We start from the raw sequence: 19084 nt of genomic DNA on the forward strand, positions 1-19084 counted from the left end.
CGATTCAGTGCAGATCTCGACGGAAGCCTGCTCTGCTGGGACTGTGCAATGGAGATGGACAGTCAGGAGAAGGGTGGCCTTCGACTCAACGCCGACCCGACCAAATCAGTCCTGAGTGAGTCGAAGCTCCATGAAAAGAGCCTCTGCGACTACGTTATCAACGTCGCGACCGGCTGCCGACACGGATGCAAGTTCTGCTACGTTCCCTCAACACCCGCCATCGACAATCGCGACGAAATGCTCTCCGAGCAAGCAGACGTCGACGATACGCAGCGTGACTGGGGTTCCTACCTACTCTACCGCGATGACCTACCAGAGCGAACTCGCGAGGGCCTGGAGAACACGAACTTCGACGACTGGAAAACCACCCGTCGAGGTCGTGGCGTCGTCATGCTCTCGAGTGGGACTGACTGCTACCAAGATCGGCGAGCTGCACAGATCACTCGCGGTGTCGTGCAGGAGTTGGTCGAACACAACGTTCCGGTTCGGATTCTCACCCGTAGTCCGAACGTGACCCGTGACATCGACCTGTTCAAGGAAGCAGGCGAGAAGGTGACTGTCGGCACGTCGATTCCGAGTTTCGATACTTCGCTGGTGAAGGCGATGGAACCGAACGCTCCACCGCCGCAAGCTCGGTGGGAAGCCTTGGATGAAATGTACCGCGCGGACGTACGTCGGTTCGTGTCGTTCTCGCCGACCTACCCGACGATGGGGCGAGACGAGATTTACGAGGCACTGAGTTGGTTCTCTGCAATCGACCCCGAGGTGGTCTTCCACGAGCCAATCAATCCCCGGGGAGCGAACTACCAGATGTGCCTCGAGGCTGCGCAGGATGCAGGGTACGAGGATGTGGCTCGTGAGCTGGAGAAACTGCAGAATCACCAGCGGTGGGTAGAATACTCGCTAGAGCAGATTCAACTGGTTCGAGAGATTGCAGCAGAGAACTTCGGGAACCTCCAGATACACACGTGGCCGGACCGTCGACTTATCGAATCGACTCACGGGAAAACGCAGCGACAATTGAAACGCTGGAAGGGAGAAACATCTCCTGAAGGCTTCTCCGTATGAACTGACACACGGACGAGTCTCGGTTCATTTCAGCTATTGAGATAGATTTATTTCGTGTTACTTACCTCTCCAGATTGACGAGTGCCCTTTCAACAGCTCAACAGGAGGCAGTGTCCCCGCACATTTCCGGGGGTGAGGAGGTAACCACCGCTCGAGCCGGGAGCAACCGGCTCCTGGTCGTAACGGATCGCTAAGTGCTCTCGGTCAAAGAGCGAGAGTCGCACGGACGCAACGTCCTACCAACTCAGCCCGAATGGTGGGGGAGAATGATGGACATCGATATGACCTTCGTCATCTAATGTAAGGCAATGGAGTTTGATAAATTCGCTCGTATCCTCAAGCTCGGGGCGCTCTTCCAGTAATTCATCGTCATTTTTGAGCTTCTGGGCCTCCTCATCACTTGATGGAAGGAAGAAAGGGATGACTATGTCGTACCCCTCTGAGTGTTCTTGCAAGTAACCCTTGAACGGTCGATGTGCACCCATCATCCGTTTTGCGTTTCTTGGATTGACCTCTTCGGATAATCGTGCCCCTCTGACGATGTATTTCAGAACCGCTAAAGACTCGTCTACAATCCTATCCGCTTGCAACAGCTGTTGGGTGAAAATGTCCTCTAACCGATTTGCGTCGATATCAGGATGGCAGATCGGCCGGTTCTGGAGGTCAGCTGTGACTCCTAGCTCCCGTTGCTCACCGAGAGTGTCACGTAGATATTCCTGAACTGCCCTTCGTAGTCCATCCGTAGAGAACTCGTCCCCCTCTGGGCTGATGATTGCCAGATGGCCACTTCGACCCGCAAAGTCGTACGAAGCAGGTTCTGCGAGTGGTGCAATCATACCAAGTTTGTCAGTTTCAAGATGAAAACCGTACGAGAGCAGTCGTGAACGAGACCAACTCGATTTAAGCGGGTTCTTATCCTCTGCATAGTACTTACTGTCAAGAATTGCAACCAGTCCTTCGTCCGATTTGATGATATGGTCGGGCTGGCTTGAGTTGGTAACTTCGTCGTCCTCGAACAGGGGATATGATTCTTTCTCGACGGTTAGCTCATCTAGTCCACTGATCGTCGGGTTCTGCTTCAGCTGGCTCAGTTCCTCTTCAAGCACGAGTGCGCTATATTCCTCGAAGAGCGACTCCATGCCCAGTATGTACTCCATCAATAGTTCCTCGCGGCCCTGGTCAAGTGGCTGGCCGATGGATGACGAGAGCACCGACTTTGAGATCTCTAATGCCTGCGCATAGTAATGGCGCTGCCGCGGAATATCTGAAGTAGTGATATTTGGGACGTCACTGAGCCGGATACTTTCTCCCGTGATTCCACGTTGTTTGAGTCGTTTTAAAGCACGCTCAAGACGAGAGAAGATACGGGTATAATTCGAGTTTCTTTCACCGCTGGCGTATAGATGGAAGAGGCGCTGGAGCTCCAGCCCAGCTTTGTAGATAATATCATTCACGGGGATACTGTATTTGACTGTTTTCTGCACAAATTCGTGTTGCGGTACCCCGTTCGGAAAGTCAAAATTTTTGAGACTATTCGTGATATCAATCCGTCCTCTTGCGTCAAGGGCGGTTGTTCGACGACGCTCGAAGGACCGGATGAATCCGTGGCGGAAGATATCGTCTAAGCTGTTGAGGTAGTTGACTGCGACGACGATAAATACGTCTTTGATTCCAATGTCGTCATCGAGAAAGTCTCTGATGGGAATTCCCCGGTACTGCAAGGCCCGTCGTTGCTCCCCAACATCGAGAAACATTTCCAGAATATCGCTCCACCCAATTTTCGGGTCAATTTGAAGGGTAGAATTTGGTGTGAGGTTGACGATGCCGACGACGTCTTCTACATCAATAACGAGGGAGTCATCTCGTATTTCAACAGTGACTACCTTCGGTTCGGGCGTGTTGTTTGACGTATTGACGCGCTTAATATAGGTATTCGCGGCCTCAGCCTCGATGAAGGCGGCCCGCTTCAGCTGCTGCTCGATATCGGGCGGATATTGGTCGACCGTTTGCTTGCTCTTTTCTTCAACTTGGATGCGCGGCTCAAGCGCTCCTTCGACCTTTCGACCGTTACCGAGACGGCTGCTCATCGACCGCTCAATCGCTGCTCTTCATTTTTGTATCGTTGTTCGGCCAGTTCGATTGCGGGACTGAGATCGAACGTTGGGAACTCCTCTTGTAATCGTCGGTAGTGTTGTGGGAACTGTTCAATCTGTGGGAACGTAGCGTCGTTGAGGAGTCGTGGAAGGACGTAAATCTTGAACGCCTCGCCGACAGCCTGTGCTGGTCGGTCACTGTAGACGCCGACTCCCGGGTCGTCAGACGGATCACGGTCAGCCTTTGTCACTGTACTAAGGAACTCAACTACGTCTCGGTAGTGCATCGGACCGAACTCGTGGATTCCGTTGTCGTTCTCAGGGCCGTAGTTGAGTCCCTCGTAGTCGGCATGGAAAAGTTGGACCAGCCGTTCGGTGTCGAGATCCACGTCACCGATTGAATCACCGACCCAGTCTCGGAATAGGACATCTCGATTCTCCTTCGAATAGTTGCCGACCTTGATCATCGCAAACCGTCGCGTAATCGCGTCATCAAGTTCGTTGACTGTACGGTCGGACACGTTCATTGTACAGATGATTTTCACACGAGAATCGAGTGTAATCGTGTCGTCTTCGGTTTCGAACAGTGTCTGTGATCGGTTTTCAATCGCTGTGTACAGGGGCCCGAAAATACGCGAGATGTCAGCACGTGTTAGCTCGTCGATTATTAGCCCCCAGTTCTCATCGAACGACTGAGCTTTGAGCACGGCATTGGAGACATACCCGGGCTCTTTGACATATTCAACATCGCCGTTGGAATAGTCTGGTGCAATTCGTCCGATAATGTCTTGATCGGTCCAAGATGGGGCGGCCGTTTCAATATTGTAGCCGACGGCAGTATGCATCGCTAGCTGTTTCGCTAGCGTTGTCTTTCCAGTTCCTGTGGGGCCATAGAGGACAACCGGTTTTCCAACGGCGAGTGCTCCGAGCGCATTCTCCCAGATTGTGTTCGGGACTGCGACGTTGAGGTCTCTCGGGTCATCTTCGCGAGTAACGACATCGCGCTTTAGAGCGCGTGGGATGTGTTGAGAACTCAGTATGGCTTCCCGTATCGGGCCGATGCCACGCTCACCATCATGAAGGACATCAACTGGAACCTCGCCAAACTTCTCGTCCAGTTCGTTTAATAGATAGCGGATGGCATCAGGCTCGGTTGCCTGCCGAATGACCCGTTCTGCTTGGTCACGGTTTCGTGTTATTTCCGTGTGTAGCCGTCTCACATCGTCGAGTGCATATCCGGACGATGCTTCACTATAACTCATTGTCGCTTTCCAGTACCCTCTGTCATATAAGCCTCGTGGAATTTGTAGTACGTTGCTATATGCCGCAGACTTTTGTGGTTCCAATAGGTGTTAATCGATTCCCAGAGAATTGTTCTCAGTATAGACGATGAGGTACTAGTAGACCGCTTTCTACTGGCTACTATAGAACAGTTATATTTCACTTTAGAACGAATGAACAATAAGATGACAGATTATTTCACCGTTGGTTCCTGAGTGAGTACTGAGGGTTTGACTCTCACGCGGGGTTTGCAGTTGGCATCCCCGAACTGCCGCAAAACAACCATGCAACGACGTACGTTTACAACACTCACCGCCTCGACGCTGATCGGACTCGCCGGTTGTACAAGTGAGGACTCAAATCAGACGAACAACAACCAGAGCACAGACACAGAGACGACGGAGACACCGACCGCGACACCGACGGAAACACGGCACGATGCAGACAGCGAGTCATCCGGAGCGACCTCCAGAGAGCAGTTGTCGCCGGAGGCAATCAAGTCGTTCCTCGAATCAGAGTACGACTTCAACGTCGCGAGTACAGAGCAGTCCGGCTCGACACTCTCGCTCGCCTATCACTCGGAGTATGTCGATCCTATCGAGATGCGCAACGAGATCGGAAAAGTCGCTGGTACGTTCGCCGGGTTCGTCGAAGAAGGCTACGAGGCTGAGATGATGGATGTGACGGTACTAGCGAAAGATAGCGATCATACTCTCGGCGGCTATACTATCAAGACTACCTGGGCTGAGTCCTATCTGAAGAACGACGACTCGACGCGATACTTCGAACAGATTCGGGCAACACTTGAACTCCCGGGACTCGCCAATATCCTCGAACACGAGTTCGTCGAAGGAGAATACAGCAACAACGTTGTGGGTCGTATCGAGAACACGAGTGGGCAGTTGCTCTCGTATCTGGAGATTAATGCCAAGTACTACGATGCCGACGGAAACGTCATCGACAATGGCATGGACAACATCACTGATCTCGGGGTTGGAGAAAAATACAAGTTCAAGCTCTACGCTCCTGGAGAGGACGTCGACGAGTACACGATTGAGTGGTCGACGTAGGAGGTATGACCTCCGCACAATTCGAACAGTTCGGTCAACTCCTCACAATTCCACGCCCCGGTGGCCATTTACAACCGGCTCAAATCCCTGCCAGAGGATCCGAAAACACAGTTGTGAACCACAACCCGTGTCCTTCCGCTGTCGACCCCACCTCACTATCAGTACACCCGACAGTCCCAAGAGCAACACTTAGCAGGGAGGGGACGAGACCATGCAGCCATGTCGAGCAGTGATACGCTCCGCAGTCGGCTCACACAACTGCTGGCGACAGACACTGTCATCCATGAATGTCGCCACTGTGGGACGACGTGTGAGGCCACCGACACTGCATGCCCGTCTTGTGGAGACCCCGAGATCGTCACCTTCCGCTTCTAACTCGCCTGTACTCGCCGCCGCCGAGACACATCCTGCACCTAATTCCACCCCAACATGTATCAACACCAACCACTAGCTAGTACACAGCTGACATGTCTGCGTCACTCCCCACCCAGATCGAAGCCCTCGAGGCTCACTCCCCCCAACAGTACGGGACGCTCCGACGGCACCTCCCACTGCTTCGGACCGCCCTCGACGACGTCACCCGCCCGTATCCAACGAGTCGGCAGCTGTACGCAACCCTCGTCGACCCACCGATCCCACCACACACTTTCGGCCGCTTGGTTGCCCTCTTAGTCGACTTCGGCATCATCGATATCTACACAGAGCGTTCGAGCGCCAATCGCTACGATATTCGCGGGTACGTCACGGCTGACCTCGACGACCTCGAAGCGTTACTCGCGTAAACACCCCCGTGGCACTACCGAGATGAACATGCCACACCGACTCAGCGATAGCGGAATTCCGTATACAATCCGTATGTAACCGCGATCACACCGATGGCCGCCGCGACCCATCGTAGCGGGGAGGTAACTGTCCACACCACGAGTGCAGCGATGGCGACGAGCACCCCGACGACGAATCGAGCAATCCGTAGTTGACGTCGCACCGACTTGCGGTCCCCGCCCACATCGATGACGAAGATATCGATGGCGCCGAGAAAGACGCTCTTCAAGAGATCCAACAGGAGACTCATTGGGTGTGTGTTGTAAAATAGTCAAATACCGTATGTGTGGCGGTTCGTAACGCCGCGTCCAACCGGACGTCGAAGACGAGGGCCAACGGGCGAGAAGCTTCTAACTCGCATCACTCGCCGACGCACGTCTCGCACCCAGTGTGCATCACAACACGTATCACTCCCACCGCTCGACTCACCAGCAACCCAACTGATGGCGTCGTCGCTCACGAGCCGACTCGAGGCGCTCGAAGCCTGCTCCCCGCAACACTACAGCACCCTCCGACGGCACCTCCCACTCCTCCAGACAGCGCTCGACGACGCCACCCGCCCCTACCCAACGGGGCGCCAACTGTACGCCCGTCTCGAGGACCCACCCATTCCGGCACGGACCTTCGGCCGCCTGCTAGCCTTACTCGCCGAGCTCGAGATCATCGATATCTACGCCGAGCGTTCGAGCGCCAATCGCTACGATATTCGTGAATACGACGCGGCTGACCTCGAGGAACTCAAGACACTGCTTGGATAGTCACGTCCTGGAGCACGCTCGCACACTGAATCATCGTCTCAAATACCGAGTACTTCAACAGGAATTCCGACGACATTCGCAACTCCAAGCCAACAGTGCTCGAAGAACTCACAGCACATCTCTTCTCACACGGGTCTCCGAAGCCGGGTGCAACGAGAAACAGAACAGTCGATGACACAGGTGGGCGCAAGTCAACTCTGAGATGGACAAACAGTGTCCAAGAAGAGAGTCTCAAAATAGGACTGCTAAATTTGCAGGCAAAAATGGCCGGTTGTTATAAGTATCTGCAGGAATACCGGACCCTGGGGAGCTCACCGACACATCAGAGGCACTCATCCCTTCCCAGCCGACACCCAAACAACTCGTATCACCGCGGCGTCTCGTTGGTGGTACGCACGTGACTGTCGGATTGTGCTGACCCAGCTCCCCGAGACGTCGCTCGGGTACGCTGTCACACTAGGGCAAGACACACTTCCCAACGCACCATCTCACTGAGCGCTCTAATCTCACTCGCGACGACATTCGTACATACGACGCGGCTGACCTCGATGAGCTTGAGTCGCTCCTCGCGTAGCCCGCCTGTCGAACCGTGGGTTGGTCGTGTGCCATGTCGCTGTCTGTACCACTAAACGAGCCGAACACTGACCGGTTTCGAAGGAACACTGCTTTGGGCACCCATGGTAACTACAATCGGGGTGAAAGACGTCCTGAGGGAGAGGGCGTCGGAACCGGAATGCCAGATGCATTCACCCCCTCGCAGTCTCGGTCACGACAGCGGGATGAATGCAGCGTCCTATTCGTCCCTCGGTCGCTTGCATCTGATGGCTAGCGCTGTCACCACTACTCGGTATCGAGCGTGACCCCCAAGAGATACTGGGTTGGACGCTGCCTGTGGATGAGCACATGGACAACGGACACCAACTGGACTGTCGCGAGGTGAGCAGACACACAGTGAAACCGCCGGGTTCGATGTGTGAGAACTTCGACGTGCTTTCGTGTGAGCACACTCGCCAAGAGTGATCCCAGTTGCCGTTGAACCCGGAGGAGCGGCAACTGGGAGCCGGCACCGCGAGACTCTGGATAGGCAAGACGCCTGCCCCAGAGCGTGTAGCATTCCGGTGTGACCCATGTCTATCGCATGGGCAGGGAATTGTATTCGACCCAACAATATAGAATTAATCATCGAAAAGAATAATGTATGGTAGGGCGAGATGATTTCGAGAGTGACACCACGAGTCGGCTGTTACAGCAGAATGCCACACGACAAGTGTGCCTCTTTTCCGGGTTCAGTTGGGACCGTACTGGTCGCCCTAGACGTCGCGATCGCCGCGACGTTCGGTTCGGCTGGCACCGTGGCTTCCGTGTGATTCAACTCGTGAGTTGCATCTGACGGTCTCCTCCTGCCCTCACGTCGCTGTCTGAATCATTGAGAGGATACCACGTGCTAGATCTGAGCTTAGACTGGTTCGTATCCGAACCAGTGCATACTAACGGGAGGAGGGTGTAGAAATAGATACAATCCATCAGTCAGTTCCTGACCCGGAGTTGAACGATGGGTTGTGGCATTCCGGTTGACGACGCTCGTCACGAGCGTTCGTCAGCTTTTCGGGACTGAAGTGACCCTCGCTGGCAGTGACAACAACGACGCCGACGTTCGCTCTATTCTGTCAACCACGTCCAGCAATCACTACGAGGGTGGCACAGACAAGTTCGTTCACTGAGCGTCAGCGAGCACCGGACACGTCACGAGTGAGATCTTGGGGACGCGAGTCTCGACACAATAGTGTGAAATCCAAGAACAATCACTACACTTATCATTCTCCTCAACATAGATGTTATGGGGAGAGATGGTTGGCAAACTACAGCGCACGATGAAGGTAACCTGTCGTGAATGTGCGTTCACGAAGGTTATACATCCCGGTGATGAGGAACTGCCATCGGAGATCGTCGTCGAGCATGGGAAGCAGACGGGACACAAACTCACAGTGGCCGCACTCAGAGAGTAACTCACCTAGCAATAATATTGTCTATAATTAACAATACACTTCACTAGATGAAGGGTAATGAAAGGGGAGGGGATGGGGTGGTACCTCTGACATGCGACTCCAGGGGGTGTGGATGTCGCAAACAGGGGTTTCGGCCACTCATACAACACTATTCCGACATATTTGTTGAAGCGAAGATGTGCCTTAGATGAGCACGCACATGCGTGGGAGCAACGTCTGACGGGAGATCGTGTGTGGAATACTCCCCATCGAAACGCCGAACACGGTCTCGTCGATGGGTTTATTTCTTCGACACAGTCACTCCTATCAAGATGACGTTGGGGAACATCGTCTACCTCGAGGAACATGGCCCAGCCCCAGTCGCTGAACTACCTCACGAGATTACCACCCCCCCAACGGGCCGAAGGACTCAGTTGTCTCACTGTATGCCGGTCGTGGACCAGCCGAGCGAGTGGGTGGGCGCCTTTCACCTATCGTGTATCTCGACGCTGAACACGAGCCTGTGGCAGTCGTCCGCGCACTGATCGAAGCGAATCCGAAGCTCCCAGAACACAAGTCTCGCCGTGGGCTCCGACGGGTGCTCGGAAACCAAGGCGAGCAGTGGGGCGAGGCTGCTACCAGTGTCCTTGATGAGTACTCTGAATCAACCGCTCATCACCCTGATCACCAGGAGGCCGCCGAGACACGTGATTGTCCGTTCTGTGGGACAGAAGTCACGAAGGGTGGGCTACCCGATCATCTTACCGGCTGTCCAGATACGTAAGCGGTATTTACAGAAAGTCGCACGATGCGGCGTCTTGAATTCGAACGTAGGCGAGACACATCTAAGATGGCGTGTTTACAGACTCACCGAGGAGTGTCGTTTCCCACTGTCGTCGGTCAACCAACTGTTGGTGACCGAGCGTCGTCAGCTGATAGAAGTTCGTTCGCCGGTCACGCTGCCCCTTTTCGACGTACCCACTGTCAACGAGAACATCCAGGTTCGGGTACAGTCGTCCAGCATTGATTTCCGCACTGAAATCTCGCTCGAATCGTTGTTTAATCGCTTGTCCTGATGGCTTCCCTAATCCACTGATGACATACAGGTGGTCGCGTTGGAACCCAGTGAGCTCGATCAACATGTCAAACCAATATATCCTCATCCCTGATAAGAGTTATTGGGATATTTATGTTTAAAGAAATGTTACACTAATAGAATACATTATTTGCAATTATATACAGGAGTGATGTGAACTAGTGAGTTGGTTCATTCCGTACAAAATCGGCAAGTGCACCGAGGTAGCCAGTTGGAGTCGCCCCGCTCCCACCGTGATCCGAAACGGTTCGAGTTGGGAGACAAGTCCAACACGAACGGAGAGTGAGAGTGAATACAGCAGCTCCCGTATGGACGATTCACGGAGTTCCTCGCTCCCCCGTCAGTACTCGTTCGAGACACTGAGCACCCGCAGAAGGCCAATACGTCTATTTAGTGGGGAGTGTTCAGTCGACTAGTGACACAGAGAGACAGACCCCATGCCACCAGACGAACTCCAGTCTCACGTTGAGGCGCTTCGAGACTGTGCGCCCCGCCGGATTCGGCTCCTCGAGGAATATTACCCCGGATTCAAAACAGCACTCGACAAGACGACGCGGTCCTATCCGACGAGCAGTCAACTCTACGCAGAACTCGAAGACCCAGCCATCTCCGCACACACGTTCGGACGGGTGCTTCCCCTGCTGATCGAGTGTTCCATTATTGACACCTACACTGAACGAAGTAATTCCACCCGCTACGATCTCCGTGAGTACGACCCACAGCAACTCGAAGTATTGGGAGACGTCCTTACGAAAACCCACGAGTAGCTCTGCGTCTCTCTCATCGGCGATCCTGAAACCTCATTGATTATTCCCTAGTTTTATGCACGAATAGAATAGAGTAATGAGTGGCGTCGCAAGACGCGCACTGTCACCAATCGGGGGAATCGTCTGGTGTGCGTATCTCAGGCACCCGACGACCGACGCTTTTCTCGTCGGTCGTTGGTCTCTTGACGTTCCTAAGCCCAATACCGCTCACAGACAGTCACTGTAACCCACGACTGCTGTTTCTCGGGGATATCTACTTATGTATGTGTTGACATACCACACATATGTCTGTGCGGAAAGATGATCTCGACCGTGTTCACGCCAGGAACCCACCATCACTCAGCCGGTATGTGTCCGACGTCGTCGAGCGGATCCCAGACGACCATTACCGCGAACTCACAGACGTTCACCCGCTCCAGGCAAACCACAACCTCGGCACCGTGCTTGCCGAATGTGCTCGGTTCGCCGACTGGACCGGGCGCACCGATGGTGTCTACGTCCTCGAGTGTACGAACAGCCCCGGGGCAGACCACGCTGCCCGAGCCCAGCTCGGGCTCCAGCACTCGGTTACGTGGCCGCGAGAAGCGAGCACCGCAGAGCGGCGACTCTACGTCGGTATCTCAAATCGGGTTGCCATCAGCATCTGGCAGCACGTCGCCGGCGTCGGCGCAGACTTCTGTGCGATCTTCCCACCAGCTCGGATTCTGGATCTCTCCTTCTACGATCGTCTCTCTGAGGCTCGGCGTGCAGCGGAACTGACCGTCGAGATGGTACGCGAGCGATTCCCTGAAGACTACGTGACCCAACCTGAATAACAAGGCTGGAAACGCGACCGCTGTGACAAGACCGGTTCCCGATAGACCTCTGCTAGAGTTTGGGGTCGAAAGTCCGGAAACAACAGTAGAGAGATGGTCTCAGCCAGACTGCGACTGCAGCCACAACAACTCACCCATCGACAAGCTCTTCGAGAAGTCTGGTCTCCGAATAGTGTTGCAGTGGATAGTGGCTGTCGAGCTCACGCTCGATGACGAACGTGGAGTTCGTCCGAGCAACCTGTTCGAGTGCTTCAAATTCAGAGATTAACCGGCCAACGCTATCGCTATTCGGAAGGCGAGCAAGTGCGATGAAGTCCGTCCCGCCCATGGTGAAAAACACCTTAGTGACGCCTTCGACATCGGCGATGACCTGTCCACACTCCGTGTGGTCTTGATCGTCCTTGGTGAACACCTCGACGAGAATTGTCACCCCTAACCCGAGTTTGTCGAGGTCTACGTCTAAGCGGTCGTTGGTGATTACCCCTGCCTCTCGGAGATTGTTCAGCCGATAATGAACTGTCGAGATAGGAATCCCAGTCGCGTCGCTCACGGCTTCCGTACTCGTTGTCTCTAACTCTTCGAGTGACTTCAGTATTCGAATGTCTTTCTCGTCCATAGAGGGTTGTCTATGGCTATTTATTGTAGCCACTTCGAATTATAGGCTGTACTTCGGTGCCTCTCCGAATCGAATTCAACTTTCGTGAAATCTCATCGAGGGATTTCCGTGGTCGCCTCTTTCTTGCTCAGTCGCGAGACATCGTCGTGTAGATCGATATGCTTGCGATGCTTCGAGAACGCCTCCAGGTGCCCGCTGGACTCGCCGTCGTTGCCCTTGGCTTTCTATGGGGTGCCGGCTTCCCAGCAATCGATATTGTCGTCTCCTCCCTACCGCCGTTAGGCGCTGCCGGTGTCCGATATGCTGTCTCTGGCTGTATCATCCTTGGCTATGCAGCCGCGACAACAGAGCGATTGGTGCCACGGACACGACGAGAGTTGCTCGGAATTGCCATTGTCGGCGGGTTCATGTTCGGCGGCTATCAAGCCGGACTGTACTTGGGTACACAATACGTGTCAGGGGCCGTAGCGTCGGTCGTCACAACGATGTCACCCATCGTTGCTGCACTCATCGCTGTCCCCATCCTCGGAGAATCACGGGGACGAGTCGATGTGTGTGGGTTCGGTCTCGGACTCGCTGGAGTAGTGGTTCTCGCACAGCCTGCACCGGGGAGTGACTCAGTGGCAGCAACAGCCATCGGAGTCGGGCTCGTGTTTCTCGGAGCTGTGCTCTTCGCACTTGGCTCTGTGACAGTCCAACTGTTTGACGAAGGGCTTCCAGTTGAATCTCTCCAAGGCTGGGCGATGGTAGTGGGCGCGGGGATTCTCTTTGTTGGTGGCTTCGTACGCGGGGAAACCGTTCCCGCAGTCCACTCACTCTCGATGGAGGTCATCGGAGCGCTGGCATACATCACACTGGTTGCCGGCGCGGGTGGCTACCTGCTGTTCTTTCGATTGGTACGACACGTCGGAGCAACGGAGACGACGCTCGTGGCATATCTCGAGCCACTTTCGGCGACACTTGTCTCAGTGGCGCTCTTCGATCACACGATTGCGAGTGCGACCATTGTCGGATTTCTCGCAATCGCAGGGGGATTTACGCTCGTCAGTCGGGATACAATGCGGCGAACAATCGACGAGATTCGGACGTCGGAAACGGTGTCTTCTGCATACCACTCTCGAGAGCGATGAACGACGTCACTACCTTGGAGCGCTATAAGACGAACGAACCAGCAGTTGGGCTCACCTGAGAGAGTTGAAGTTCACGACACCATATGCAAATCCGTTGAATAAATCGGATCTCAGTCAGTCAAAGTCCGTTTGATTGAGCACATAGACCTAGATGATGCTCGTCTCGAATTCACAGAACACCGAGCGTGCCCTGCCAGGAAAGCTGTATGACCTGCTGTGTTGAATAGACAGACGGCGTCGGGATAGACCGTCAAATCAGTAAGGATGAAGCCGAGGAGGTCGGGTATGGTGGAAGTCGATCTCCTCGACTTCGTTGAGTGGTTCAAGCGTCTAGCCAAACAAGCCTTGGGAAAGCACGCGGGCGAGCCCGCCACCGGCGGGTTCGCCCGCTGGAAGCACGTCGTTATTCACGGGTTTCGGCTCGAAGAGGAGCACAGCTTCCGAGAAACCGCAAATCGGCTGAAGTACATGGGTGACATACGGGACGTCCTTGAGTTGAACAGGAGCGACGTCCCAGATTACACGACGCTGAACAAGTCGTTCGATCGGTTCAAGATGTGGGTGTGGCGGGCGTTGCTGCGCGTTTCAGCGCAGCAACACCCGCAGTCTGGATTCGCCGCTCTCGACAGCACGTTTTTTGATCGAGGCCACGCCTCTGCGCATTATCTCGATCGGTCGAACCAGACGGTTGAGACGATGAAAGTGACGACATTGACCGATACAGCGTCACTCGCTGTTCTTGACGTGCAGTGCCACGCGCAGTGGCCACATGATACGAAATCAGGGCCGCAGGTCGTCCGCCGGAACGCGGACGACCTGCATACAGTCGCTGCTGATAACGGCTTCCAGGATTGGCACTCTGAATACGAGTTCTACAGCCTCAGCGTGGAACCGTTGATTCACTACCGTGGATCGTCTGCGAACGCGCTCAGCAACAACGCGCTCATTCGAGAGCGTGGCTACACCCAGCGTTGGATGGCTGAAACGTCGTATTCGTCCGTGAAGCGCTCGCTCGGCGATGCCGTGCGAGCGCAAACCTGGTATCGAGAGTTTCGTGAAATCGTCCTGATGTTCGCCATCATCAACATCGAACAACTCTGTGATCCGCTCTGATCCCTACGCCGTACCCCTATTCAACACAGCACGATGAACCGGAAGCCGTTCACGAATGTCACCGAGTCCCCGTACCCCTCGCTCGCGAGCACGGTTTCGGCCCCCTCGCCGGCCGCGATATCCGTCGTGTAGATGTAGACCTCGGTCGCCGTTCCCGCGCTGAGGTGTTGGGCAGCGAGGGCGGCGAGGGCGGCGTCGGCCCGCTCGACCTCGTCGGCAGGCCGGTCGTCGGCGTTCGCGATGTACCGCTGGACGCCGTCCATCACCCGCGAGACGACAGGCTCGGAGAACTCGAGCGGCGCCGCAACCGTCGCCCAGCCCTCGTCGATCGCGGTGCCGATAGGTGGTTCCTCGACGTCGGGTTCGTCGACGGTCAGCTCCTCGTACACCCGTTCGGGCAGGACGAAGGTGACGTCGTTTCGGCGAGCGAACCGCCGAACGGCCTGGTAGCGGCTGTTCGAGGGCTGCCCCATCGCGACGAACAGGCCGGTGTCGGCGATGTGGAGCCGGCTCACGCGTCGTCAGCGCCGTCGCCGTCGATGTCCAACTCGTCGAGTCCTGCCCCAGCCTCCTCGATGTCGTAGTGCTCGTGAACGACGGGGCGCAGCGCCTGGAGGATCATCTCCGCAGCCAGTGGCGAGATGTCGAGGTCCTCCGCCATCAGCCGATGGGTCACTTCCCCACGCTCCCGAGCGATGGCGTAGGTGAGCGCGGTCGCGAGGCCGGCGACGCCGTGGCGGTCGATGTAGGTGTCGATGTCGGCGTCCGTCTCGCGGCGGCCGACGGCGTCGATGAGCGCCGGCGTGATCGTGTATTCGCGGTCGCCGGCGGCCGTCGTCACGGTCATGTCGATCTCCCGGGCGGCGTACCGCCGCGGCTGTTCGTCGTCGGTGACGTCGACGACGCCGGCGTCGACGAGCCGGTTGACGTAGCTGTAGGCCGTCCCCTGGGCGAGTTCGAGGTCGTCCATCACGTCCTGAACGGTCGCCTCCCCCTCCCGGGCGAGATACGCGTACAGCTGAGCCAGCTGTGGCTCCTCGAGGAGGTCCGCGACCGAGAGGAAGTCCTGGACGATGTCGCCGTCGGCGCGGTTTGAGGTGCGTGACACGATTCGTTCTTGATTACAGTTTACAGCGAATCAGTAAAGAGTGTTGGGGGTCACTCTGCCGGCGTCGCGACGAGATGCTCCTCGAGATCGCGCGTCCAGTACGTCGCGAGACCACCCGGACTACAACGGGCGCACAACTGTATCGGGCCTTCCAGATGCCCCAGTTCGACCCGGAACCGCGTGAGCGCCGCGAGCGTGTCGACGACCAGCCCACAGCCGTCACAGGCGACGTGATCGCACTCGTCGGGATCCGGCTCCGTCTGGATCGCACAGTCGACACAGATCGGATGGCTGACCCGTTCGTCCTGTCCCTAGGTATGGGCCTCGCCAGTCTCGGTACCGGGCGGGGCGTCGAAGAAAGCACATCCGTTGAGTTCTTGGCAGGTCCATGCAGGAATGTTCGCTTGCTTCCCCGACATCTTGCTTTCAGCGTCGCTCCGGTTCCTACTCCTGCCAGAAACGAAGGCTACCGCGCGAAACGGTTAGTGTGACAGCACACTAATCATCCCGCTCTCCCCGACCGAACAGCTCTGGAAGGGAAGACTACTGCCGCCGGAACACCCTATAGCGACCTCTTATCCGGGCCGGACTACTGTGTATCGAGTAGCCGTACCGGATGTGCGGGCCGGCGCGTGAGGAGTGCGTCGAGTTGCTCGAGACACGACGTCCCGCTGGCGACGACAGTACGGTCCGCGGTGTCTTCCGTGGTGAATTGATCGACGAGTGTCTCGCCAACGTCCACGCTGAGCTCGTAGTACTCGGACTTGTAGCCGAAGCTTCCAGCCATTCCACAACACTCCACGTCCGAGGTCGTCACGTCGAACCCGCAGTCTTCGAGCACCGCCACCGTGTACGGTTCGAGATCGAGCGTCCGCTGCTGGCAGTGGCTGTGGTAGGCGATCCGCTCGTCGTCGCCGCCAGGGAGTACATCGATGTCCGCCCCGTTCTCCAGCAGGCCGTAGACGTACTCCATGAGTTCGTAGCTGTGCTCCTGCAGCGCGGCGTAGTCGTCTTCCGGAAGGAGCCGTTCGTACTCGCGATGGAACATCGCGAGATCCGACGGCTCGATGACGACGACGTCGTGACCTGCCGCGATAGCGGGCGCGAGCGCGTCGTAGACGGCGTCGGCGTTGGACTGGGCCGTCGACACCATCCCCTGTGAGAGCGGTGCGCGCCCGCTCTCGCCTGCGGGCGGAACGTCGACGCGGACGTCGAGCGCCTCGAGGACGCGGACGGCCGCCTTCCCGCGCTCCGTGCGCACGTAGTTCGTGTACGCGTCGGGGTAGAGTGCGACCTGTCGGCGTGCCTCGTCGCGACTGACGCGTGGCCCCCGCTTCTCGAACCACTCCACGAGTGATTCACGTTCGAACTCCGGGAGTTCGCGGCGGCTGTCGACGCCGAGAGTTCGCTCCAGCAGCGAGCGCGCGGGACCGGTCCGTGCGGCCCAGTTCGAGAGCGGTGCGAACGCCGACCCGAGTTTCGCCAGCGTGTCGAAGTTCCCGAACAGCCGTTTCTGGAGGTCGACCCCACCAGGCTCCTCGTCCGGAGTGAGCCCCTCCACGAGGAAGTCGAGGTCGCCGTCCTTCCCGCGATTGATGCGGTCTCGGACGACCGTGTTGATCCACGGGATGTCGATGTTCACCGGACACTGGTTCACACACCGACTACAACCCGTACAGAGGTCGTTGAACTCGGCGGCGCTGTCCTCGCCGTGGACGCCGGCCTCCCAGCCGGTGGCGATGCCGCCGGAGTACGTCTCGCCACCGAAGGCGTGGCCGCCGACGTGCTGGAAGTTCGCACAGGAGTTCGCACACGCCGAACACCGGATGCAGTACAGCGTCTCACGGAGCTGATCGTCCTCGCGCATCTCCATCCGCCCGTTGTCGATGAGCACGAGGTGGAACTCGCGGTCGTCGCCGGATTCGAGTTCGTTCCCGCCGAACGTGGGGGAGTCACTCGGCGGGGTGAACAGCGAGACGTAGGAGGTGATGTCCTGGCCGGTCCCGGACCGCCCGATCAGTTCGACGAACGGCTGGAGATCCTCGACACTCGGGACGAGTTTCTCGACACCCGCGACTGCGACGTGGGTGTCCGTCGCTTGCACGCACTTGCGGGCGTTCCCCTCACTCGTGACGAGCGCGAGCGTGCCGGTGTCCGCGGTAACGAAGTTCGCGCCCGTCATCCCGACCTCGGCGTCCAGGATCTTCTCGCCGAGGTACTCACGAGCGAATCGCGTCAGTTCCTCGGCAGTCTCCAAGGGTTCCTCGGGGTCGAACACCTCGTTGAACAGGGTTGCGATCTCCTCGCGGGACTTGTGGATCGCCGGGGCGACGATGTGTGAGGGGGCCTCGTCGGCGACCTGGAGGACGAACTCTGCGAGGTCGGTCTCCCAGACGTCCCCGCCGCGTGCCTCAAGCGACTCGTTGACCTCGATCTCCTCACTGGTCATCGACTTTGACTTCACCACGTCGCGACCGTCGACGACCTCTGTGATGTATCGGTTCGCATCGGCGGCGTCGTCGGCGACGTAGACGCTGCCGCCGTTGGCTTCGACGGCCTCGGTGACCTGGTCGATCAGTTCAGGGAGGCGTTCGATGGCGTCTTCCTTGATGGCACGAGCCTCGTTTTTCAACTCGTCGTAGTCATCGAGATTCGCGGTGGACTCGTACCGGCCCTCGTTGAAGACCTGGGTGTTCTCGTGGACGGCGTCGCCCTCGGTGTCGAGGAGATGGCGGATGCGCTCGGCCTTCTGCCGGCGGGTGTCGGCGCTCATCTACTTGCCCTCCAGAAGTACGACCGTCACATCCATCGGGCCGTGAGCGCCCGTCACGAGCGCGCCCATGTCTGCGGTTGCGCTCGGCCCCGTCGCGATGATGGACTGTCCGACGCCGTTCCGGATGTCCTCGGCGAGCTGGTCGAACGTCGCGTCCATGTCCGGGAGTACGTCGCTGGCGGCGACGACGGCGACGTGTTCGTCCGCGTAGAGACTCACCGGCTCCTCACCGTCGGTACCGCCCTGGATGATCACCGAACCGTAGTCGGCGATGCCGTAGCCGGCAGCAGTGACGCCGGTCGCCGCGGCCTCGAGGTCCGCGATCGACGGATCGGTCTCGACGCTGTCCGGCAGCGAGACGGTCTCGAAGGGGAGTGAGGTGCCGACTGTGGGCGCGTCGAGCAGGGGTGAAAGCGTCGACGCGAACTCGTCGGCCGTGGTTCGCACGAGTTCGACGCCGACTTCGTCGAGTGACGACTCGAAGGTCGCAATTGGCTCGGCTGACATGTCCCAAAAGATTGTACCAACAGTTAATGGGTGTTTCCTCTCCGGCCCGACCATGATTTTCTTTCGTTATGGATAATCGCCC

Annotated in this window: 18 protein-coding genes and 1 pseudogene; 9 read left to right on the forward strand and 10 right to left on the reverse strand. The window is 57.0% G+C overall.

Annotated features, from left to right (window positions below):
- Positions 1-48 precede the first annotated feature (48 nt).
- Positions 49-1068: an SPL family radical SAM protein gene (locus EOHIBHHM_RS23280; protein WP_497258311.1), complete on the forward strand. Its 1020-nt coding sequence runs from the start codon at positions 49-51 to the stop codon at positions 1066-1068.
- Between the two features lie 236 nt (positions 1069-1304).
- Here the strand turns inward: EOHIBHHM_RS23280 and EOHIBHHM_RS23285 are convergent, their stop codons facing one another.
- Together EOHIBHHM_RS23285 and EOHIBHHM_RS23290 are read right to left on the reverse strand one after the other, a co-directional pair.
- Positions 1305-3155, reverse strand: coding sequence for a 5-methylcytosine restriction system specificity protein McrC (locus EOHIBHHM_RS23285; RefSeq protein ID WP_497258313.1), 1851 nt, complete (start codon positions 3153-3155; stop codon positions 1305-1307).
- Positions 3152-4423, reverse strand: a complete 1272-nt coding sequence (locus tag EOHIBHHM_RS23290) for an AAA family ATPase (protein WP_497258315.1) — start codon at positions 4421-4423, stop codon at positions 3152-3154. The genes EOHIBHHM_RS23285 and EOHIBHHM_RS23290 overlap by 4 nt, the downstream gene beginning before the upstream one ends.
- Positions 4424-4696: 273 nt before the next feature.
- Between EOHIBHHM_RS23290 and EOHIBHHM_RS23295 the strand changes: the two genes are divergently transcribed.
- The 3 genes from EOHIBHHM_RS23295 to EOHIBHHM_RS23305 all read left to right on the forward strand — a co-directional run bounded on the left by EOHIBHHM_RS23295 (position 4697) and on the right by EOHIBHHM_RS23305 (position 6294).
- The gene (locus tag EOHIBHHM_RS23295; protein ID WP_497258317.1) at positions 4697-5512 is read left to right on the forward strand and encodes a DUF8159 domain-containing protein; all 816 of its coding nucleotides are present in this window, start codon (positions 4697-4699) and stop codon (positions 5510-5512) included.
- Between the two features lie 219 nt (positions 5513-5731).
- Positions 5732-5887 carry a hypothetical protein gene (locus tag EOHIBHHM_RS23300; RefSeq protein ID WP_497258319.1) on the forward strand — a complete coding sequence of 52 codons (156 nt, stop codon included), beginning with the start codon at positions 5732-5734 and terminating at the stop codon, positions 5885-5887.
- Between the two features lie 92 nt (positions 5888-5979).
- Positions 5980-6294 (forward strand): hypothetical protein, encoded by a 315-nt coding sequence (locus EOHIBHHM_RS23305; RefSeq protein ID WP_497258321.1) that lies wholly within the window; start codon positions 5980-5982, stop codon positions 6292-6294.
- Positions 6295-6335: 41 nt separating this feature from the next.
- On the opposite strand, the gene EOHIBHHM_RS23310 is transcribed toward EOHIBHHM_RS23305, so the two are convergent.
- A complete protein-coding gene (locus EOHIBHHM_RS23310) occupies positions 6336-6584 on the reverse strand; it encodes a hypothetical protein (protein ID WP_497258323.1) in 249 nt (82 codons plus the stop codon).
- A gap of 193 nt (positions 6585-6777) precedes the next feature.
- Between EOHIBHHM_RS23310 and EOHIBHHM_RS23315 the strand changes: the two genes are divergently transcribed.
- Entirely contained in the window at positions 6778-7092 is a 315-nt protein-coding gene (locus EOHIBHHM_RS23315) for a hypothetical protein (protein WP_497258325.1), read from the forward strand.
- 2830 nt (positions 7093-9922) lie between these two features.
- On the opposite strand, the gene EOHIBHHM_RS23320 is transcribed toward EOHIBHHM_RS23315, so the two are convergent.
- A complete protein-coding gene (locus EOHIBHHM_RS23320) occupies positions 9923-10216 on the reverse strand; it encodes a PadR family transcriptional regulator (protein ID WP_497258835.1) in 294 nt (97 codons plus the stop codon).
- 394 nt (positions 10217-10610) lie between these two features.
- Here EOHIBHHM_RS23320 and EOHIBHHM_RS23325 point away from each other — a divergent pair, with 394 nt between their 5' ends.
- Together EOHIBHHM_RS23325 and EOHIBHHM_RS23330 are read left to right on the forward strand one after the other, a co-directional pair.
- Positions 10611-10940 carry a hypothetical protein gene (locus EOHIBHHM_RS23325; protein WP_497258327.1) on the forward strand — a complete coding sequence of 110 codons (330 nt, stop codon included), beginning with the start codon at positions 10611-10613 and terminating at the stop codon, positions 10938-10940.
- A gap of 350 nt (positions 10941-11290) precedes the next feature.
- Positions 11291-11755 (forward strand): hypothetical protein, encoded by a 465-nt coding sequence (locus EOHIBHHM_RS23330; RefSeq protein WP_497258329.1) that lies wholly within the window; start codon positions 11291-11293, stop codon positions 11753-11755.
- A 130-nt stretch (positions 11756-11885) separates the two neighbouring features.
- Here the strand turns inward: EOHIBHHM_RS23330 and EOHIBHHM_RS23335 are convergent, their stop codons facing one another.
- Entirely contained in the window at positions 11886-12371 is a 486-nt protein-coding gene (locus tag EOHIBHHM_RS23335) for an Lrp/AsnC family transcriptional regulator (protein ID WP_497258331.1), read from the reverse strand.
- Between the two features lie 158 nt (positions 12372-12529).
- Here EOHIBHHM_RS23335 and EOHIBHHM_RS23340 point away from each other — a divergent pair, with 158 nt between their 5' ends.
- A complete protein-coding gene (locus tag EOHIBHHM_RS23340) occupies positions 12530-13501 on the forward strand; it encodes a DMT family transporter (protein WP_497258333.1) in 972 nt (323 codons plus the stop codon).
- A 288-nt stretch (positions 13502-13789) separates the two neighbouring features.
- Complete coding sequence (locus EOHIBHHM_RS23345) at positions 13790-14614, forward strand: IS5 family transposase (protein ID WP_497256876.1); 825 nt, start codon at positions 13790-13792, stop codon at positions 14612-14614.
- A 20-nt stretch (positions 14615-14634) separates the two neighbouring features.
- On the opposite strand, the gene EOHIBHHM_RS23350 is transcribed toward EOHIBHHM_RS23345, so the two are convergent.
- The 5 genes and pseudogenes from EOHIBHHM_RS23350 to EOHIBHHM_RS23370 all read right to left on the reverse strand — a co-directional run bounded on the left by EOHIBHHM_RS23350 (position 14635) and on the right by EOHIBHHM_RS23370 (position 19002).
- Entirely contained in the window at positions 14635-15129 is a 495-nt protein-coding gene (locus EOHIBHHM_RS23350; protein ID WP_497258335.1) for a PIN domain-containing protein, read from the reverse strand.
- Positions 15126-15722: a DUF7437 domain-containing protein gene (locus tag EOHIBHHM_RS23355; protein ID WP_497258337.1), complete on the reverse strand. Its 597-nt coding sequence runs from the start codon at positions 15720-15722 to the stop codon at positions 15126-15128. The genes EOHIBHHM_RS23350 and EOHIBHHM_RS23355 overlap by 4 nt, the downstream gene beginning before the upstream one ends.
- A 50-nt stretch (positions 15723-15772) precedes the next feature.
- A pseudogene (locus EOHIBHHM_RS23360) lies at positions 15773-16141 on the reverse strand (DUF7558 family protein).
- 170 nt (positions 16142-16311) lie between these two features.
- Positions 16312-18495, reverse strand: coding sequence for an LUD domain-containing protein (locus EOHIBHHM_RS23365; protein WP_188884105.1), 2184 nt, complete (start codon positions 18493-18495; stop codon positions 16312-16314).
- A complete protein-coding gene (locus EOHIBHHM_RS23370; RefSeq protein ID WP_012289746.1) occupies positions 18496-19002 on the reverse strand; it encodes a LutC/YkgG family protein in 507 nt (168 codons plus the stop codon).
- Positions 19003-19084 lie beyond the last annotated feature (82 nt).

Source organism: Halogranum roseipondis, assembly GCF_059695585.1.

Coding starts and splice junctions, on each gene's coding strand:
- EOHIBHHM_RS23280 (WP_497258311.1), top strand. CDS start 49: ATGGAGATGGACAGTCAGGAGAAGGGTGGCCTTCGACTCAACGCCGAC.
- EOHIBHHM_RS23285 (WP_497258313.1), bottom strand. CDS start 3,155: ATGAGCAGCCGTCTCGGTAACGGTCGAAAGGTCGAAGGAGCGCTTGAG.
- EOHIBHHM_RS23290 (WP_497258315.1), bottom strand. CDS start 4,423: ATGAGTTATAGTGAAGCATCGTCCGGATATGCACTCGACGATGTGAGA.
- EOHIBHHM_RS23300 (WP_497258319.1), top strand. CDS start 5,732: ATGTCGAGCAGTGATACGCTCCGCAGTCGGCTCACACAACTGCTGGCG.
- EOHIBHHM_RS23305 (WP_497258321.1), top strand. CDS start 5,980: ATGTCTGCGTCACTCCCCACCCAGATCGAAGCCCTCGAGGCTCACTCC.
- EOHIBHHM_RS23310 (WP_497258323.1), bottom strand. CDS start 6,584: ATGAGTCTCCTGTTGGATCTCTTGAAGAGCGTCTTTCTCGGCGCCATC.
- EOHIBHHM_RS23315 (WP_497258325.1), top strand. CDS start 6,778: ATGGCGTCGTCGCTCACGAGCCGACTCGAGGCGCTCGAAGCCTGCTCC.
- EOHIBHHM_RS23325 (WP_497258327.1), top strand. CDS start 10,611: ATGCCACCAGACGAACTCCAGTCTCACGTTGAGGCGCTTCGAGACTGT.
- EOHIBHHM_RS23335 (WP_497258331.1), bottom strand. CDS start 12,371: ATGGACGAGAAAGACATTCGAATACTGAAGTCACTCGAAGAGTTAGAG.
- EOHIBHHM_RS23340 (WP_497258333.1), top strand. CDS start 12,530: ATGCTTGCGATGCTTCGAGAACGCCTCCAGGTGCCCGCTGGACTCGCC.
- EOHIBHHM_RS23365 (WP_188884105.1), bottom strand. CDS start 18,495: ATGAGCGCCGACACCCGCCGGCAGAAGGCCGAGCGCATCCGCCATCTC.
- EOHIBHHM_RS23370 (WP_012289746.1), bottom strand. CDS start 19,002: ATGTCAGCCGAGCCAATTGCGACCTTCGAGTCGTCACTCGACGAAGTC.